Genomic DNA, 16,590 nt, shown 5'->3' on the forward strand with positions numbered 1-16,590 from the left:
CCCGTATGAAACGACTCGCCTGGATTTCCCTCATCGTCGCCGTCCTCGCCGGCGTGGCGTTCACCGGATGGTTCGTCCACCGGAAATCCAGCGAGCGTTCCGCACAGGCGGAGCGCAACGAGGCTTTCGAACGCGCGGGGGACCTGCTGCAAAGCGGACGCGCCGATGAAGCCCTGGAGCTTCTCCAGTCGAAGTTCCAGCCCGACCTCGCCTTCTCCGAGCTGGTCGCATGGCCGGACCGCATGGCCGAAGCCGCCGCCGCGTCCCGCCACTTCGGCCAGCTCGAAAACCTCGTCGCCCGCTACCCCGCCATCCTGCGGGAGGTCGAGCCCGCCGCGCTCTGGTGGCTGCGCATGCAGCTGCACCGCGACCGCTGGGACGCCACCGGCACCGTGCTCGACCACTGGCCGGCGGAGCGCCAGCAGCACCCGGACCGCTGGAAGCTGCTCGAGGCCGACCACCTGCTGGTCGACAAGCGCATCCGCGAGGCTCGCGAGTCGCTCGAGTCGTGGTCCGGCGAAGGCGAGGACGAGGTGAACCGCCAACTCCGCCTGGCCCTCTTGTCCGGCGATGACGAAGCGAAGATCCTTTCTGCGCTCGATGCCGCCCGCCAGGCGCTGCCGGAGTCCGTGGACCTCCACGCCACCGCCGCCCGTTACCTCGAGCGCTTCGGCCACGCCGTGATGGCGCGCCGCGAGTACATCGCCGCCTTCCTGCTGGAGCCCGACAATCCCTTCCACGGCGACCAACTCGCCCGCTTCTACCTGCGCACCGCGGCCCTGCCCCAAGCCATCGAAACCTGGCGCCAGACCGCCGGGAAAACCGGCGACGTCCGCAGCTGGTGGAACGTCTGGTTCTGGGAACGCGTCACCGTGCCGCGCGGCGAAAAGCTCGAGCCGAAGACCGGCGACTGGTGGGCCGGCGTGGCCCTCGATGCCGCGGAAACGCCCGACGCCGATTTCCTGCCCGCCGCCCTGCTCGGCGACGACGTGCCGCCCATCCTTTCGAAGAACGAGGCCTACCACTGGCTGCGCGTCCTCCAGGCGGCGAAGGGCGGCGATGACGCCCGGGTGCTGGCCGAACTCGACGGCCTGAACGTGGAGAGCGACTCCATTTCACGCGACCTGCTGGCGGTGATGAAGGCGCTCTACCAGTTCCGCGTGAACGGCGAGTGGCCGGAAAAGATCGAACTCACCCGCGGCCCGCTCAACCACCGCTTCCTGCAGGAGCTCGCGAAACTCCGGCCGGCCGAGGCGGCAGCGCTGAAGGACTTCCTTTCCTCGAAGCTCGCCCCCGCCGCCGTGCTGCTGGCCAACGGGTGGACCGGCGCGGCCGACCGCCTGGTGGCTACGGCAGACATCGTAGATCTGCCGCCGATCGCCGACTGGCTGCCTTTCGCCTGGACCAAGTCCACCGCCCGCCTCCACGGCCCGCAGGCCGGCCTCGAGGCCGCCGCCGCGTTTCCCGAAGACATGGCCGTCCGCGGCCTCGCCGGCGAGCTGATGCTTTCCGCGGGAAAAACCGACGAAGGCCTCGAGCAGCTCGAAACGGTCGCGAACGAACCCGGCGGCGTCGGTTTCCGCGCCAGCTACCTGCTCGCGCTGGCCGATCTCGAACGCAGCCGCTTCGACGAGTTCGATACCCGCATCGCCGGCCGCAAGGACCTCGCGGAATCGGTCGGCGGGCGCGAGCTGACCGCCCGCGCCGCACTCGCCCGCAAGGACGAGGCCAAGGCCCGCGCGATCTACGACGCGCTCGGCACCGAGTCGGTCGAGGGCTGCGTGTTCCGCTACCGCGCCGCGATGGATGCCTCCGACAAGGCTGGCGCGCGCACGATTCTCCAGGACCTCATCCGGATCGCCCCGAACGAGCCGGTCTTCCACCAATGGCTGAATGAACTCGATCGCGGCAACTCCTGAGCGCAGGTGGGCGCACGGCACGCCCGCGCGGTGGCTGCTGGCCGCCATCTTTCCGCTGATCTGGCTGCTCGACCGCAGTTGGTGGCAGCTCTCGCCGGATGTGCTCGTCGTCGCGGCGATCCTTCCACTCGCGTGGAAGCTGGCCGCCGCGCATCCCGCCACGGAGGGCCCGAGGCCGCGCCTCGTGGTGCCCGCCGCGGTGCTGCTCGCGCTGGGCATCATCACTTCCCGCATGTCGGTCATGGCCTTTGCCTGGGCCTGGCTGGCGGTGGTGTTTTTCCTGCCGAAAAGCGCGATCCCCGCCGGCCGCCTGTGGCTGCTGGTGGCCGGCGCGTTCCCCTGGGTGCTGACCGATGGCAACACGCTCGGCTGGCTGTTCCGCCTCAGCGGGGCGAACCTCACCGCGCGGATTTTCGAGGCCACGGGCTACGAAGTCATCGCCCACGGCACCGAGCTGACGATCGGCGGCGTGCCGATCTCGGTGGAGGCCGCGTGCGGCGGCATGAAGCTGCTGCAGGTCCTGATGAGCGGCGGCCTCGCCCTCACCGCCCTGCGTTTTCCGCGCAGCCGGGCGTTCTGGATCATGGTCGCGCTGCTGCCCGCACTCGCCTGGGCGGCCAACACGCTGCGCATCATCGTGATCACCGCCTGGGGCCTGGCCCACGGGGTCGCCTCCGCGGCCGGTGCCTTCCACACCTGGGGCGCCATGGTCGTCATCGTCGCCATGCTCGCCGGCTACCTCGCGCTCGCCGCGCTGGTGGCGAAACGCTTTCCGCTAAGCCGCCCATGAGGCCCACCCCGACCCAGCCCGGCCGCGCCGCGCCCCTCCTCGTGTGGGTGGCGGCGCTGGCCGCGGCCACGTCCCAGTGCCGGCCCTTGTTCATGGCCTGGCTGCACGATCCCACGATGCGCGGCTCCGGCTGGGTGTTTCTGCTGTGGCTGCCAGCCGTGGCCAGTCTGTGGCGCTGGCCGGCGAAGATGCCGTGGGCGTGGATTCTCGGCGCCTTCGCGCTGCTGTTCCTCGGCATCCTCGGGGAAATGCAGGCCCTGATCTACGGCGGGCTGTCCCTGCTGCTGTGCCTGCCGGTGCCCAAGCTCGGGGCACGGCTCGGCTTCGCCGCCACCAGCGCCGCGTGGATGCCGCTTTGGTACTGGGCGCTGCGCCCGCTGGCCGGCCCCTCGATCGCTCTCTGGACCCTCGTCGGCAGCGCCGCGCTGTTGGGCGGCCTCCTTGTTTTCACCCACCTCACCCTTCGCCATGAGCCAAAAGAAGAGTCTCATCCTGTTTAGCGGGCTGCTCGGCCTCATCGTTCTTGCCCTGGTTGCCCGCAGCATCGACCTGCCGGATGCCAGCGAGCGCATCGCGCGGTTTCCGACGGCCGGCCCGGCGTTCTCGTCGAAGCCGGTGGAGCTGAGCGATTTCGAGAAGGACACGCTGGGCGAGGCGCAGGGCTACAAGGCGATCTACCAGTGGCGTGGTCTGCGCTACGCGATCACCATGATCGATGGCACCCGCAACCGCCAGGCGGTCCACGACCCGCGCTACTGTTTCCGCGGAGCGGGCTGGAAGATCGGCGAGGAGTCCACGCTCGACCTCGCGGGCGGCCAGGCCCGCCACGTCCACCTCGAGCGCGAGGGCGACCAGGCCGACGCGCTGTTCTTCTACTCCGATGGCAAGCGCGCCTTCGACTCACCGGTCGAATACTGGGCGCGCACCACCGCCCGCCGCTGGCTGCGCGGCCTCGGCGGCGAGGAGCCGGTGCTGGTGATGGTCCAGCCGCTCGATCCCCGCATCGGCCTCGATCCCGCCGTGCACGGGCTGCTGCCGCTGCTGGGGATCCCGTGACGCAGGGGTCGCGGGACTCCTTCTTTGCGCCCCGGCCGGACCCGCGCTAGGATGGAAAATGTCTGACATTTCCACGCCCGACATCGTCCTCCGCCCGCTCGATTCCCTCGATGCCGATCATTTCAAGCAGCTCAGCTCGGCGCCGCCCTGCGGCGGTCAGGTGGCCACGCTGCTGCTGCCGATGGAGAAAAAGGGAGCCGAGACGCGGAAGAACCGGATCACCTTCAAGAACGCCCTCGGCGACCTGCGCGAGCAGTTGGAAGCACTCGGCATGAAGCAGGGCAAGCTCGCCGTCGCGCTGCGCGGGCTGGCTCCGCTCGACGCGCCGACGCACGCCTTCTGGCAGCACCAGCGGGAGGGCCTGGCGATGATCCTGCGAGAGGATGGCCGGATCGACTGCTTCGGCCTGCCCTTCCGGCCGGACGCCTACGTTCATCTCGGGGAAACGCCGTACTTGCGCCCGCTGGCCCGCCTGATCGGGGGCTTCGAGGCCCACGTGCTGGTGCTCGACCTCGATCGAGTCCGGCTTTTCCGCGCCACCCGCTGGCGGGTCGAGGAAATGGAGCTGCAGCACACGCCGCTCAGCCTCGCCGAGGCGATGGCCACCGACGACCCGGAGAAAAGCCTCCAGCAGCGCACGGTTTCCTCCTCCAACCTCGGGGGTGAGGGCGGTGCCACCACCGCTTTCCACGGCCACGGCATTACCGGCGACGAAACCCGCCGCAAGCGCGCCCGGCGCTTTTTCGAGCAGGTCGAGAACGGCGTCCGGGCTACCATCGGAAAGCTCGAGCTGCCGCTGGTGCTGTTCGGCCCCGACGACGAGGTCGGGCTCTATCGCTCGCTCAACCATCACCCGAAGCTCTGTCCCGGCGATATCCGTTTCAATGCCAGCCACCTCGATCGCGGCCGCCTGGACACGATGATCCGCGACTGGATGGCGGAGCGCGACGCCGCCCAGCGGACCAAGAATCTCGAGTCTCTCCACGCCGGCCTCGCCAAGGGCGGCGCGCTGGACCGCATCGATGAAATCGTGCGCGCCGCCGACAACGGGCGGGTCTCCACGCTCTTTCTGCAGACCGGCGCGCGGCGTTTCGGCGTGGTCGATGCCGAAGGCGCGACGGTCCATCCCCAGCCCGAGCCGGGCGATGAGGAACTGCTGGGTCGCGCCGTGCGCACGGTGGCCAGCCAGGGGGGCGACATCCATTTCCTCGCCGCGGACGCCATGCCCGATGGGCGGCCCGCCGCGGCGCTGCTGCGGTTCTGAGGACGGGAGGACCTCACCCCGCCCGGTGTTCTTGGTCAGCGGTTTTCCTCCAAGGCGTGGATCACCGCTCCGAAGGCGGGGACTCGGATCTTCCAGACGCGCCCTAAAAAGAACCGTTTCCTGAAAGATCACCGTCCCGTCCCACGATTCCCCCTCCGTGCGCTTCCGCGTCCTTCTTCTCATGCTCCTGGCTGGCTCCGCCTTGGCGGAAAAAGCGGACCATTTCACGCCCGGCGAACTGTGGCCGGACGATCAGGGCGTCCCCATCAACGCCCACGGGGGCGGCGTGATTTTCCATGGCGGCGCTTATTACTGGTTCGGCGAGCACAAGATCTCCGGCCAAGGAACTCGAACCGCCTCTCCCTCCAACCCTGCTTCCCTCGCCCTGCCCGGCGGTCAATGCCCGCCGCCCCCGGGAGCCTCTCTTTTCGGAAAACGGCTTCCAGAGACGCGATGCAACTCGCAGGGGGGCGGCGGGCATCGACCGCCGGGCTGGGTGGTTGAGCGCTTTTCCCACGCGAGATACTTCGAGGTCGGACCGGCGCTTCCCGCGGACAATCGGGCTGCAAGGAACGCGAACCGCCTCTCCCCCCAACCCCGCTTCCGCCACCCTGCCCGGCGGTCAATGCCCGCCGCCCCAAAACCGCTCCCACTCCTCTTCCTTGAAGCCGGTCAGCGCGACGCCATCCCCGATCACGAACGGCCGCTTGACCAGGTTGCCGGTCTTCGAAAGCAACTCGAACGCTTCCTCCTCGCTCATCTCCGGCAGGCGCTCCTTCATGTTCAGCTCGCGGTAATCGCCGCCCGCCGTGTTGAAAAGGCGCTTCAGGTCGCCGAGCGATTCCTTCATCTCCCGCAGCTCCGCCACGCCCGGCGGCTGCTCGCGGATCGCGATCTCGTCATACGAAATGCCGCGCTCGTCGAGCCATTTGAGCGCCTTGCGGCAGGTCCCGCAGTTCTTGTAGGCATACACTTTCATGATCTCTCCTTCTCGACGCTCACCCCGACCCACTCGGTCTGCGGCAGGATGAACTTGCGGATTTTCACCCGCACCACCACCGCGCCGAACTCGCCGAGTACCAGATCCGCGATCTCGTCGGCCAGCGTCTCGACCAGCTTCCGCTCGCCGGCCGCCGCCAGCTTTTCCACCGCCAGCGAGACCGCGTGGTAGTCGATCGTTCGCGCCACCTCGTCGGCCATCTCGGAAAACGAAGCCGCCGGCTTCATGTCGAGATCGACCTTGAGCGCCTGCGGCTGCGCCCGTTCCTCGTCCGGCACGCCGATGCGGGTGGAAACCTCCAGCCCCCGGACATGGATCCAGGCCGCGCTCATGACTCGGAACCGCCGAGGACTTCCTCGATCAACGTGCGGGTCGGTTGATTCAGATCCAGCTCCAGCGCCTCCTCCGGCGTCAGCCAGCGGAATTCCTGGGCCTCGTCGTTGAGCTTCACCTCGCCGGAAGTACGGCGGGCCACGTAGTTCAAAAGCAGGAAGTGCTCGGGCCGCTCGAACTCGGTCGAGTCGATGCAGTCCTGCACCATCACGAAGACCGGGTCGTCGATCTCGAGACCGGTTTCCTCGCGGACCTCGCGCACCAGGGCCGCGGCGGAGCTTTCCCCGCGCTCGATCTTGCCGCCGGGGATGCCCCAGCGGTGGCCCCACTTGTGGGTCTTCACCATCAGCACGCGGCCTTCGTCGTCCTCGATCAGCGCGCCGACCGTCGCCACCGGCCGTTGTCGCTCGCCGGGACGTTCCATCAACCGCCGCAGGCCGTCGAGATCCTGCACCGTCAGGTGCGGCCGCGAGAGCGCCAGCGCGCCGGCGTGGGTGTAGCCGGTCAGCACCGCCACCGCCGTGAGCTGCGCGTGGTGCGCCGTCTCGACGTCGTGGGTCATGTCGCCGACGAAGGCCGTCTCCGCCGGAACCAGCCCGTGTTTCGCGACCAGCTCCAGAATCACCTCACGCTTGTCGAGCACGCCCGAGTAGGTCGCCTCGAAATACGAGCCGAGCCCGAACTCCTCGAGCTGGCTGTGGAAGGCGTCCGAGTCCATGCTGGTCAGCACGAAACAGCGGACCCCGCGTTGCCGGCACCACTCGAGTTTCTCGCGGGCGAAAGGAAGCACGGTCACCTTTTCGGCGGAGCCGGAAAAGGCGCGCCGGAAGTGGACCTCCAGCTCCTCCAGCGGGACCTCGGGCAGGACCTCCGCGTAGAACTCGCGGTAGGGCAGCCGGAAGCGCAGCCGGAACTCCTCGCGGTCGAGCGGCGGGATGCCATAGACGCCGAGGACCTGGTTGGTCGCGTCGAGCACCGGCGGGAGGTCGTCCACCAGGGTGCCGGACCAGTCGAAGATGAGGTTGCGGAACATCAGCCGAGGGAGAAACGGATCGACTTCACTTTTCCCTCGCCGAGGGAGTCGCGGAGGTTGGCGAGCAGCTTGCCCTTCATCTGCTCGAGCTGGAAGCGCATCGCCGGCTGCAGGACTTTCAGGGTGAGGCAGCCGTTTTTCAGCGAATCCGGCGAGGTGTGGCGGGCCACGAGATCGCCGGCGATTTCGCGCCACAGTTCGCGCAGGCGTTCTTCATCGACGCCTTCGGCGGCGCCGGCGGACTTCAGGATCGCCGCCAGGTATTCCGCGGGCCGGTGGACGCCGCTGTCCGGGTGCTTCGGCTCCTCGCCCCCCCACCATTCGGCGAGGATGGCGCGGCGGATCCGGGACATCCGGTCGCCCCTGGCCATGGCCTTATTCGCCGTCGTCGCCGATCGCCTCGACCGGGCAGCCCTCCATGGCCTCGCGGCACTGGGCTTCCTCCTCGTCGTTCTCCGGCTGCTTGTAGACGTACGAGTAGCCCTCGTCATCCGAACGGGTGAAATTGTTCGGCGCGGTCTCGCGGCACAGGTCGCAGTCGATGCACTGGGTATCGACGTAGAACTTGCCGGCGATGTTTTCTTCGTTCTTGTCTTCGGGATCGGCCATGGTGTGTGGGTCCGGGGTTCTCTCCCCCTCCAATCGCGCCACCCGTCCGCCCGTGCAATCCTTTTCCGTGGCTGTGCCCGATCCGTTTCCACTGGCCAAGTCAGCGGGCGATTCCTATCACGGCCCCGTCCCATGCCCGAAGAGCCCGACCAAGAACCCACGCCGCGGCGCCATCGTCCGCGGCTGTCCGACCTCGCTGGTGAAACCCTCGAGGACGACTTGTGGAACCTCGACGACGACGGGGCAGCCCCCCAATCGGAGATCGAGGTGCAACCGCGCAAGGGCATCGGGGGATTTCCGCAGAAGTCACCGAAGACAGCCGAGCCCGAGCCTGAAAAGGAGCCGCAACCGGCGGCGGAAGCGGAGCCCGCCGTCTCTCTGCCGGAAGACGACGAAGAATCCCCGCCGCCCCAAGCCGCCCAACCGGCCGCCGAAAAGCGCCAACGCCGGGATTTTCCGCTCCGCCCGGCCGAGGACGACCTTGCCCTGGATGATGAGGACGAGGATGCGGGGAAAACCGCTGAACCCGCCGGGGCCGAGTCCCGCGAAGCCGTCGTTCCGGACAAACCGCAAGAGGAACTCCCCAAGCCCGAGAAACCCGCGCCGGCCGCGAAAGCCGAGCCGAAATCGGACGGACCGCCCACGCCCTCGCCGAAGCTCGAAAAGATCGGACTCATCTCGACCGCGGTCGTTCTGGTCGCGATCGCCCTGTGGTGGATCATCGGATCCTTTGCCAATGTCAGCACCACGGAGCTGGGCGCGGATTTCCCCGATCTGCCGGCGAAAGGCGAGTACGCCCGCATCGACGAGGTGGACACCTACTGGCGGAAGCCCGTCCGCGAGGGCGACCAGGTCGACGCCGCCACGGCCGAGGCGGCCTACATTCCCGTCGTGCTGGTGACCCTCCACGAGCAGGGCTCCGGCACGCTGCGGGTGTTGTTCCGCGACAGCGACGGCGACTTTGTGGGCGATGCGATCTCGCGCTCCTTTCGTGACGGCGTGTTTGAAAAAACCGGCTCGGCCACAGCCGAGTTCGCCGCGACCGACGGCTTCCACGAAGTGGCCGACTTCAACGGCTACCGGGTCGGCGAGGACCGCTGGCAGGCCGAGATTTTCGAAGGTCCCTCGGAAAACGCATCCGGCAAGAGCTTCAAGTCGCTGCTGGTCACGCCCTTGTTTCCGAAGCATGACTGAGGCTTTCGATCCATTGATCCCATGAGCGATTCCAACTCCTCCGTTCCGACGCTCGTGCCCCGCGAAGGCTGGCACGTGATGCACCTTTTCTATCAGGTCGAGCACTCGCAGTGGGCGCTGCTCGACGATGAAGACCGGCGCCAGGCCAAGACCCGGCTGACCGAGCTGGTGCAGGAAATCCGCAGCACCGAGGACACCCACCTGCTGATCTTCGCGGTGGCCACGCCCAAGGCCGACCTCGGCTTCATGATGCTCACGCCCGACCTCCAGGTGGCGAATGCCTTCGAGAAACGGCTGACCCTTTCCCTGGGACCCGACATCCTCACGCCGGTTTACTCGTACCTTTCGCAGACCGAGAGTTCGGAGTACACCACCACCTCCGAGCAGTATGCCGAGGAAACGCTGAAGGGCGAGAAGGGCCTGAAGCCCGACTCCCCCGAGTTCGCCGCGGCGATGAAGGAGTTCGAGGAAAGGATGGCCCACTACCTGAAGCACCGGCTTTATCCGGTGCTGCCGGACTGGCCGGCGATCTGTTTTTACCCGATGTCCAAACGCCGCAGCGGCGAGGACAACTGGTATTCGCTGCCTTTCGAGAAAAGGAAGCAACTGATGGGCGGCCACGCCCGCACCGGCCGCGCTTACTCGGGCCGCATCCTCCAGCTCATCACGGGCTCGACCGGCCTCGACGAGCACGAGTGGGGCGTGACCCTGCTGGCCAAGGACACCATCGACATCAAACAGATCGTTTACGAGATGCGCTTTGACGAAGTCTCCGCCCGCTACGGCGAGTTCGGAGACTTCTACATCGGCATGCAGCTGCCGCTGGCCGAGCTTTTCAAGCGCCTCTGCCTCTGAGGCTCAGCGGCCGTAGGGCTCCATTTCGCGATCGAAGCGGCGCATGAACTCCGCCATTTCCTCGAGGTGGGAACGCATCGCATTGGCCGCACCGCGCGGGATCGGCACCACCCGCGGGCGGGGGGTGCCGGCAGCCATGCCCGGGTCCCCGCCCTGGCCCGGCAGCTGGGCAAGCTCGGGCGACACGCCGTCCTGCTGGAGCAGATCGACGATGCGTGAGGCGGGGATGATGTAACTCCGCGTGCGGTCGGTGCGGGAGATGGAAACGCCCATCACCTTGCCGCTCAAATCGACCACCGGTCCGCCACATTGCTGCGGATGGAGCTGCATGTCGCTCTGGATCACGACCGGGAAATCATCGCCCCTCACACTCGTCGCGCCACCCATGGCCCGCATCGCCTTCAGGCGGCCCTCGGGGATCTTCTTATACTTCGAACGGTCGCCGAGCACCACCCGGGCATCTTCGATCTTGCCGCGGTGGCGGTATTTCACGTTCACCGAGTCGCCCGGTGCCATGTCGGTCAGGATCTTCTTGAGCTCGAACGGCTCGTTGATTTCCTGATCGTCGACGGAAAGGATGACGTCGCCCCGGCGCAGCCCGGCTTCGTCGGCACCGCCGGACTTCTCCAGCTCCTCGATGACCACCTCGCCCGAGTCGGACTTCACGAGGTAGACGCCGAACAGCGCTTGGTCGGACAGGCGCACGCTGCGCTCACCCACCGCCACCACGCCGATGCGCAGAGGCGTGTCGGTCGGCGAGGCCGCGACCAGGAAGGCTCCGACCGGTGGCGAGGGCTCCTCGGACCAGATCACCGGAGTCAACGGCTTTTCCGCATCCACCAGCTCGAGCACGGCGAGGTCGTCATCCTCGTACACGCCGACCAACTCGGCCCTGGCCTGGGATTGATCGCCGGCCACCACCTGCAGCGGCCCGCGGGCGAAGCCGATCTGGCTCCACTTCGTCAGCACCCGCCGGCCATCGCCGATCACCGTGCCCATGGCCACCATCCGCTTGCCCGACCAGACCCACACCGTCGACCGGGACGCCTCCAGAGCCACCGGCCGCACGGCATTGAAGAGGGCCGCCGACTGATTGTCGGTCACTTCCTTTTCCTCCGGCCGCTGCAGCGGCACCTCCGCCTCCACTTGGGCGCGGAGGGGCGCCACGGCCGCCAGGATACACATCCACCCAATGCTGCTTCTCATCGCTGATAATCTTGAATCTTGTCCAAACGGGTCAGGGTCGCCTCGACCTCGAAGGTCTCGCGCCCGCGGCGGACGCCCACTTTGACCGTGTCGCCGCCTTCCTTCTTCATGATCAGGTTCACCAGCCCGCGTCCGCCGCGGATCCGGGTGCCTTCGAAACTGACGATCTCATCGCCTGCGCGGATCCCCGCCTTCTGGGCCGGGCCGGCGGCGGTCACCGCCCCGACCACCACCGCGCCGTCGCGGGTCTGGCCGGCGATATCGATGCCGAGCACCGGGCGCTCCTCGTTGATCATCGGGTCGAGCTGGAGTTCGCCCCACGCCTCACCCGCCAGTAGGCGGTCCCAGTCTTCCTGGAAACCATCGACTCCGGCGTGGTTGTTGTTGGACCAAGCCTGACCGATCGACGAGTTCACCGCCACCAGCTTGCCATCCAGGTCGAACAGCGGCCCGCCGGAATCGCCGCCGATCAGGGTGCAGTCGGTGGTCATGAAATTGCCCGGCCCATCCGACACCACGCGGCCAAACCGAACCGGCGGCGGGCGGCTGGGATCGTAGCCCTCGCTGTGGCCCATCGCGATCACCCAGTCTCCGGCCTGGAGCGGCTTCGACTCGCCGATCTCGACGTGCGGCCACGGGCCTGGATCGGTGATTTTCGCCATCCCGATGTCCTTGGAAAAGTTCGACCCCAGCACCTCGGCGCGGGTCTCGCGGCCGTTCGGGAACACCACCCGCACGACTTCCGAGCCCTGCGTCACGTGCGCCGCGGTGAGGATCAGGCCGTCCTCGTTGACGATCGTCCCCGACCCCGACGCGCCGATTTCATCGGAAATCAAGGCCACCACCGAGGGCAGGACTTTGGCGGCGACGGCTTCGGTTTTCTGCTCAAGATTCCGGACGTCTTGCAACGAGTTGACGGGCTCCGTGGCACCCCATAAGGCGCAGCTCAGCAGCGAAAAGACGCCGGCATACAAAATTCCTGATTTCTTCATCGCTTTATCAACCGTCATAGCGACGCAATTTCCGCGCTTCGTCTGCAACCCGCCCGATCGCGCTCTGTTTCGGAAGACATTCCCCAGCCCATGGCCAAACGCAAATCGAACGAAGAAACGCCCGCGTCCTCCAACCGTCGCCGCAAGCCGGAACGCAAGCGCCATGGCTTGGGAACGCTGGTCCTCCTCTGGCCGTTCTTCCTTCTCCAGCGTCTCACCGCCGGCCTCCCCCTGCCCGTCCGCTGGGGCCTGCGGGCCATCGGCCACCCGATCGTGCTCGGCCTCTACGCCGCCATTCCGATGGTGCTTTTCTACTACGCCCGCGCGCGGAACTACGACATGGCGAAGGTCTCCGAGATGCCGGAGCGCAGCATCGTGCTCGACCGCCACGGCGAGGAAATCGGCCGCATCCACGGGGAAAAACGCGACATCATCGGCTACTCGGACATCTCGCTGGACTTCATCTACGCCATCGTCGCGCGGGAGGATGAGCGCTTTTTCACCCACCACGGAGTCGATTGGATCGGCTTCGGGCGCGCGATGCTGCGCAACCTGAAGGACCGCGGCATGACCCAGGGGGCCTCGACCCTGACCATGCAGCTGGCGCGGAATTCCTACCCGCTCTACGCCAGCTGGCTGGACTTTTCCTCGCCCCTCCAGGAGCTGGACCGGAAGTTCCTCGAGCTCGCCGTTTCCTACCGCATCGAGGCCAACTACTCGAAGGAGGAGATCCTCCAGCACTACGTGAACCGGATTTTCTGGGGCCACACCATCCGCGGCATTGAGGAGGCCTCGCGCACCTATTTCGAGAAGTCGGCCAAGGACCTCGACCTCTCGGAGGCCGCCATGCTGGCCGGCATCGTCCGCGGACCGAACGCCTTCTCGCCCTTCCGCGACCTGTCGGACGCCATCCGCGAGCGAAACACCACGCTCGACCGCATGGTGATCGCGAAATTCATCACCCCGGAGGAAGCCGAGGCCGCCAAAGCGGAGGAAATCCCGATCCGGCCCGAGTGGCGGCGGGTTTTCCACGACAGCTGGGCCATGGATTCCGTGCGCCGCGAACTGGAACGCGTGCTGGAGGAGGAGCACATCGAGTTCGGCGGTCTGCAGATCACCACCACCATCGACCTCGCCATCCAGAACAAGGCCGAAGAGGCGCTCAACCGCCACCTGCGCACCTTCGAGCGCCGCGCCGGCTACCCGCACGAGACCCGCGCCGCGTGGCAGGAAAAACCCGAGCCGCGACCGAATCCGGCCTACCTCCAAGGCAGCCTCGTGGTGATCGAGAACATGACCGGGGCGATCGTCGCCACCATCGGCGGGCGCGATGCCGACGAGTCGAAGTTCAACCGCGCCACCCAGGCCAAGCGCCAGATCGGCTCGACCTTCAAGCCCTTCGTCTACGCCGCCGCCTTCGAGGACGGCCTGCGTCCGGACGCCATGATTTCCGACGACCGGCTCGCCCGCGGCGAGGTCCGCGGGGCGAAAAACTGGTCGCCGCACAATTCCGACGGCAGCTTCCTCGGCTACCAGCCGGTCGAGGTCGGCCTGATCCGCTCGCGCAACACCATGTCGGTCCGCGTGGGTGACTATGCCGGCATGGACCACGTGGCGGAAATCGCGAACGCGGTCGGCTTCGAGCAGCCGATGCAGATGAGCCCGGTGTCCTTCCTCGGCACGCTCGAGGCGTCCCCGGAAGAAGTGGCCTCGGCCTACACCGTGTTTCCCAATGGCGGCCGCCGCTGGCCGCCGCGGCTGATCTCTGAAATCCGCCGCCACGACGGCACTCTGGTTTACCCGGACCCCGACCAGGAGCGCATCATCTCCTATCAGCCGCTGATGGGCGATGCCGCCAGCACCACCGCGCGCATCCTGGGCAAGGTCATGGACCGCGGCACCGGCGCGGCGGTCAAGCGGCTCGGCTTCACCAGCCCCTGCGGGGGGAAAACCGGCACCACCGACGACTACAAGGACGCCTGGTTCACCGGCTTCACCTCCAGCCTGACCTGCTCGGTGTGGGTCGGCTTCGACCAGCCGAAAACCATTTTCGACCGCGCCTACGGCTCCACCATGGCGCTGCCGGTATGGGTGGATGTGATGAAAACCGCCGAGCGCCTCGGCTACAAGGCCACCGGTCTGAGCTCCACCGAGCCCTTCACCGAGGCGCGGGTGTGCCGCACCTCCGGCAAGCGCGCCACCCAGGGCTGCGAGGTCGCCGGTACGGCCTACACCGAAAGCCTGCCCGCCGACCAATTACCGGCCGAGGGCGACTTCTGCCACGAGCACGACGACGTGCTCGCGGAATCGCTCGACAAGGTGCTCAAGGCCAAGGTCGTGGATCCCAGCGAGGCCGAGCTCGAAGCCGCGCCGAAGGCCCGCCCGGTCGAGGGTGAGGCCGTGCCCAAGGCCCTGCCCGTCGAAGAAGAAAAGATTCCCCGCGCGGTGCCGGTCGACTAAGCAGCGCCGGCCCCGGCTGACTCCGGGCTTCCCGAACCATGTCCACCTGGCGTCCCGTTTCCCGCCCCCCACGCTGGCTTGCGTGGCTGCCCGGCTGGGCCCTGACGCTGCTCAAGCTGAGCCTCTGGATCGGCGGCGGGCTGGCCGTGCTGGGCCTGTGCGTGGCCCTGTTCTACTTCGCCCGCGCCGGGCGTTTCGATCTCGACGAGGTCGCCGCCATGCCCGCGCGGACGACCATCCTGGATCGCGACGACCATCCGATCGAGGTCAGCTGGGGGGCCTCCCGCCACCTGGCGAAACGGGAGGACCTGCCCGATTTCCTCGTGCAATGCCTCGAAGCCCGCGAGGACGCCCGGTTTTTCGACCACTGCGGCGTGGATTTCCGCGGCCTCGCCCGCGCCACGATCCGCAACATCAAGGACCGGGACTTCACCCAGGGCGCCTCCACCCTGACCATGCAGCTGGCGCGGAATACCTTCGACATCCGCGCCAAGTCGATCCACCGCAAGCTGCTGGAAATCGCGCTCACCCTGCGCATCGAGGGCCGCTATTCGAAGGACGAGATCCTCACCCACTATCTCAACCGCATTTACTTCGGCTCCGGCTGTCACGGCATCGACGAGGCCGCGCGGACGTACTTCGGCAAGCCGGTCTCGAAGCTCCACAAGGGCGAGTGCGCGATGCTGGTCGGCATCATCCGCGGCCCGCACATCTTCTCGCCGGCCCGCAACCTCGAAGGCGCGCGCGACCAGCAAAGCGAGGTGCTCGACCGCATGATCGCCATGGGCCGCATCACGCCGCAGGAAAAGGAGGCCATTCAGGCGATGCCGATCGACATCGTCCCGGAAGACCAGCGTTCCGCCGAGCGGTCGTATGCCGTGCAGGCCGTGCGCCACGAACTGGGCGACATTTTGGAGGCTTCGGACATCCGGCTCGATGGGCTCGTCGTTCACACGACGCTGGCCACCGGCTGGCAGTTGAAGCTGGAAACGGATCTCTCGAACACCCTGCTCGAAGCCGAACAAGGCGCGGGGTGGGACCATCCGGTCCACCGCGAGTTCACGCCCGGGGAAACGCCGGCCTACCTCCAGTGCGCGGCGGTCACCCTGGAAAGCCGCACCGGTGCCGTGCTGGCGCTCGTGGGCGGCCGGGATTTTCTGGACTCCCGCTACGACCGCACCACCGGCGCCCGGCGCGATCTAGGAAGTGCTTTCACGCCGTGGGTTGCCGCCGCCGCCGCGGAACGCGGAAAGCGCGTGCTGCCGGGAAACATCATGCTCACCGGCCGCCAGATCGGCCCCCGCGAGGCGGCCCGCATTTCCCAACGCTGCGGCCTCGGCGGGCCTTTCCTCGAGACCGAGGACCTGTTCCGCGGCAGCGCCGCCTGCACCCCGATGGAGGCCGCCGTCGCGCTGGCCACGCTGTCGAACGACGGCAAACGGCCCACGCCCTACCTGATTTCCCGGATCACCAATGCCGCCGGCGAGACGCTCTTTCAGCGCAAGCCCGACCTCTCGCAGGCCATCACCACCGCTGCGGCGAACGAGGCCCTGGAGCTGTTCGACGAGGTCGGGATGAGCCGCTGCTTCGAAGGCCAGACCGGCTCCGAGCGCGATGCCTGGCTGCTACGCGTCGGTCCCGGCGGCTCGACCTCGATCTGGCTCGGCTTCGACGAGCCCACGAAGATCTGCGAGGACGGCCGGCTGCGGAAGGTTCTCGATTCCCTTGGCCAGCGGCTTGGCGAGTGAGTGAACGGGGCGGCGGGCATCGACCGCCGGGCGGGATGGCGGGGGTGAGGCACAGGGTGGAGAAGCTTCGAGGTCAGTCAGGCTCGGCTCACTGGCGGCCTCCACCCATCGGCGGCCGAAGGCACGCCGCT

Annotated in this window: 16 protein-coding genes; 9 read left to right on the forward strand and 7 right to left on the reverse strand. The window is 67.5% G+C overall.

The window, feature by feature from the left end; all coding sequences use genetic code 11:
• The first annotated feature begins 5 nt into the window (after window positions 1-5).
• The 5 genes from ABXH26_RS10905 to ABXH26_RS10925 are packed head-to-tail and all read left to right on the forward strand — an operon-like array spanning window position 6 to window position 5,029.
• The gene (locus tag ABXH26_RS10905; RefSeq protein WP_353567100.1) at window positions 6-1,919 is read left to right on the forward strand and encodes a tetratricopeptide repeat protein; all 1,914 of its coding nucleotides are present in this window, start codon (window positions 6-8) and stop codon (window positions 1,917-1,919) included.
• Window positions 1,894-2,709, forward strand: a complete 816-nt coding sequence (locus ABXH26_RS10910; RefSeq protein WP_353567101.1) for an archaeosortase/exosortase family protein — start codon at window positions 1,894-1,896, stop codon at window positions 2,707-2,709. Before ABXH26_RS10905 ends, ABXH26_RS10910 begins: the two co-directional genes overlap by 26 nt.
• Complete coding sequence (locus tag ABXH26_RS10915) at window positions 2,706-3,209, forward strand: hypothetical protein (protein ID WP_353567102.1); 504 nt, start codon at window positions 2,706-2,708, stop codon at window positions 3,207-3,209. The genes ABXH26_RS10910 and ABXH26_RS10915 overlap by 4 nt, the downstream gene beginning before the upstream one ends.
• Window positions 3,178-3,765: a hypothetical protein gene (locus ABXH26_RS10920; protein ID WP_353567103.1), complete on the forward strand. Its 588-nt coding sequence runs from the start codon at window positions 3,178-3,180 to the stop codon at window positions 3,763-3,765. Before ABXH26_RS10915 ends, ABXH26_RS10920 begins: the two co-directional genes overlap by 32 nt.
• Before the next feature lie 58 nt (window positions 3,766-3,823).
• On the forward strand, window positions 3,824-5,029 hold the full coding sequence (locus ABXH26_RS10925; RefSeq protein WP_353567104.1) for a baeRF3 domain-containing protein: 1,206 nt from the start codon (window positions 3,824-3,826) through the stop codon (window positions 5,027-5,029).
• Window positions 5,030-5,651: 622 nt separating this feature from the next.
• On the opposite strand, the gene ABXH26_RS10935 is transcribed toward ABXH26_RS10925, so the two are convergent.
• The 5 genes from ABXH26_RS10935 to ABXH26_RS10955 are packed head-to-tail and all read right to left on the reverse strand — an operon-like array spanning window position 5,652 to window position 8,004.
• Window positions 5,652-6,008, reverse strand: a complete 357-nt coding sequence (locus tag ABXH26_RS10935; protein WP_353567105.1) for an arsenate reductase family protein — start codon at window positions 6,006-6,008, stop codon at window positions 5,652-5,654.
• The gene (locus ABXH26_RS10940) at window positions 6,005-6,361 is read right to left on the reverse strand and encodes a dihydroneopterin aldolase (protein WP_353567106.1); all 357 of its coding nucleotides are present in this window, start codon (window positions 6,359-6,361) and stop codon (window positions 6,005-6,007) included. The genes ABXH26_RS10935 and ABXH26_RS10940 overlap by 4 nt, the downstream gene beginning before the upstream one ends.
• The gene (locus ABXH26_RS10945; protein WP_353567107.1) at window positions 6,358-7,395 is read right to left on the reverse strand and encodes an NUDIX domain-containing protein; all 1,038 of its coding nucleotides are present in this window, start codon (window positions 7,393-7,395) and stop codon (window positions 6,358-6,360) included. Before ABXH26_RS10945 ends, ABXH26_RS10940 begins: the two co-directional genes overlap by 4 nt.
• Window positions 7,395-7,748, reverse strand: coding sequence for a DciA family protein (locus ABXH26_RS10950; RefSeq protein ID WP_353567108.1), 354 nt, complete (start codon window positions 7,746-7,748; stop codon window positions 7,395-7,397). Before ABXH26_RS10950 ends, ABXH26_RS10945 begins: the two co-directional genes overlap by 1 nt.
• A 22-nt stretch (window positions 7,749-7,770) precedes the next feature.
• Entirely contained in the window at window positions 7,771-8,004 is a 234-nt protein-coding gene (locus ABXH26_RS10955; RefSeq protein WP_353567109.1) for a ferredoxin, read from the reverse strand.
• A 132-nt stretch (window positions 8,005-8,136) separates the two neighbouring features.
• On the opposite strand from ABXH26_RS10955, the gene ABXH26_RS10960 reads away from it, so the two are divergent.
• A complete protein-coding gene (locus ABXH26_RS10960; RefSeq protein WP_353567110.1) occupies window positions 8,137-9,198 on the forward strand; it encodes a hypothetical protein in 1,062 nt (353 codons plus the stop codon).
• A gap of 21 nt (window positions 9,199-9,219) precedes the next feature.
• Window positions 9,220-10,053: a hydrogen peroxide-dependent heme synthase gene (gene hemQ, locus ABXH26_RS10965; RefSeq protein ID WP_353567111.1), complete on the forward strand. Its 834-nt coding sequence runs from the start codon at window positions 9,220-9,222 to the stop codon at window positions 10,051-10,053.
• A 3-nt stretch (window positions 10,054-10,056) separates the two neighbouring features.
• Here hemQ and ABXH26_RS10970 read toward each other — a convergent pair whose 3' ends face one another.
• On the reverse strand, window positions 10,057-11,220 hold the full coding sequence (locus ABXH26_RS10970; protein WP_353567112.1) for a PDZ domain-containing protein: 1,164 nt from the start codon (window positions 11,218-11,220) through the stop codon (window positions 10,057-10,059).
• 35 nt (window positions 11,221-11,255) lie between these two features.
• Window positions 11,256-12,269 carry a S1C family serine protease gene (locus tag ABXH26_RS10975; RefSeq protein ID WP_353567113.1) on the reverse strand — a complete coding sequence of 338 codons (1,014 nt, stop codon included), beginning with the start codon at window positions 12,267-12,269 and terminating at the stop codon, window positions 11,256-11,258.
• A 72-nt stretch (window positions 12,270-12,341) separates the two neighbouring features.
• On the opposite strand from ABXH26_RS10975, the gene ABXH26_RS10980 reads away from it, so the two are divergent.
• Window positions 12,342-14,711, forward strand: coding sequence for a transglycosylase domain-containing protein (locus ABXH26_RS10980; protein ID WP_353567114.1), 2,370 nt, complete (start codon window positions 12,342-12,344; stop codon window positions 14,709-14,711).
• Between the two features lie 38 nt (window positions 14,712-14,749).
• Entirely contained in the window at window positions 14,750-16,459 is a 1,710-nt protein-coding gene (locus tag ABXH26_RS10985) for a transglycosylase domain-containing protein (protein ID WP_353567115.1), read from the forward strand.
• Window positions 16,460-16,590 lie beyond the last annotated feature (131 nt).

This window comes from Haloferula sargassicola (genome assembly GCF_040362925.1).
GTDB lineage: Bacteria > Verrucomicrobiota > Verrucomicrobiia > Verrucomicrobiales > Akkermansiaceae > Haloferula > Haloferula sargassicola.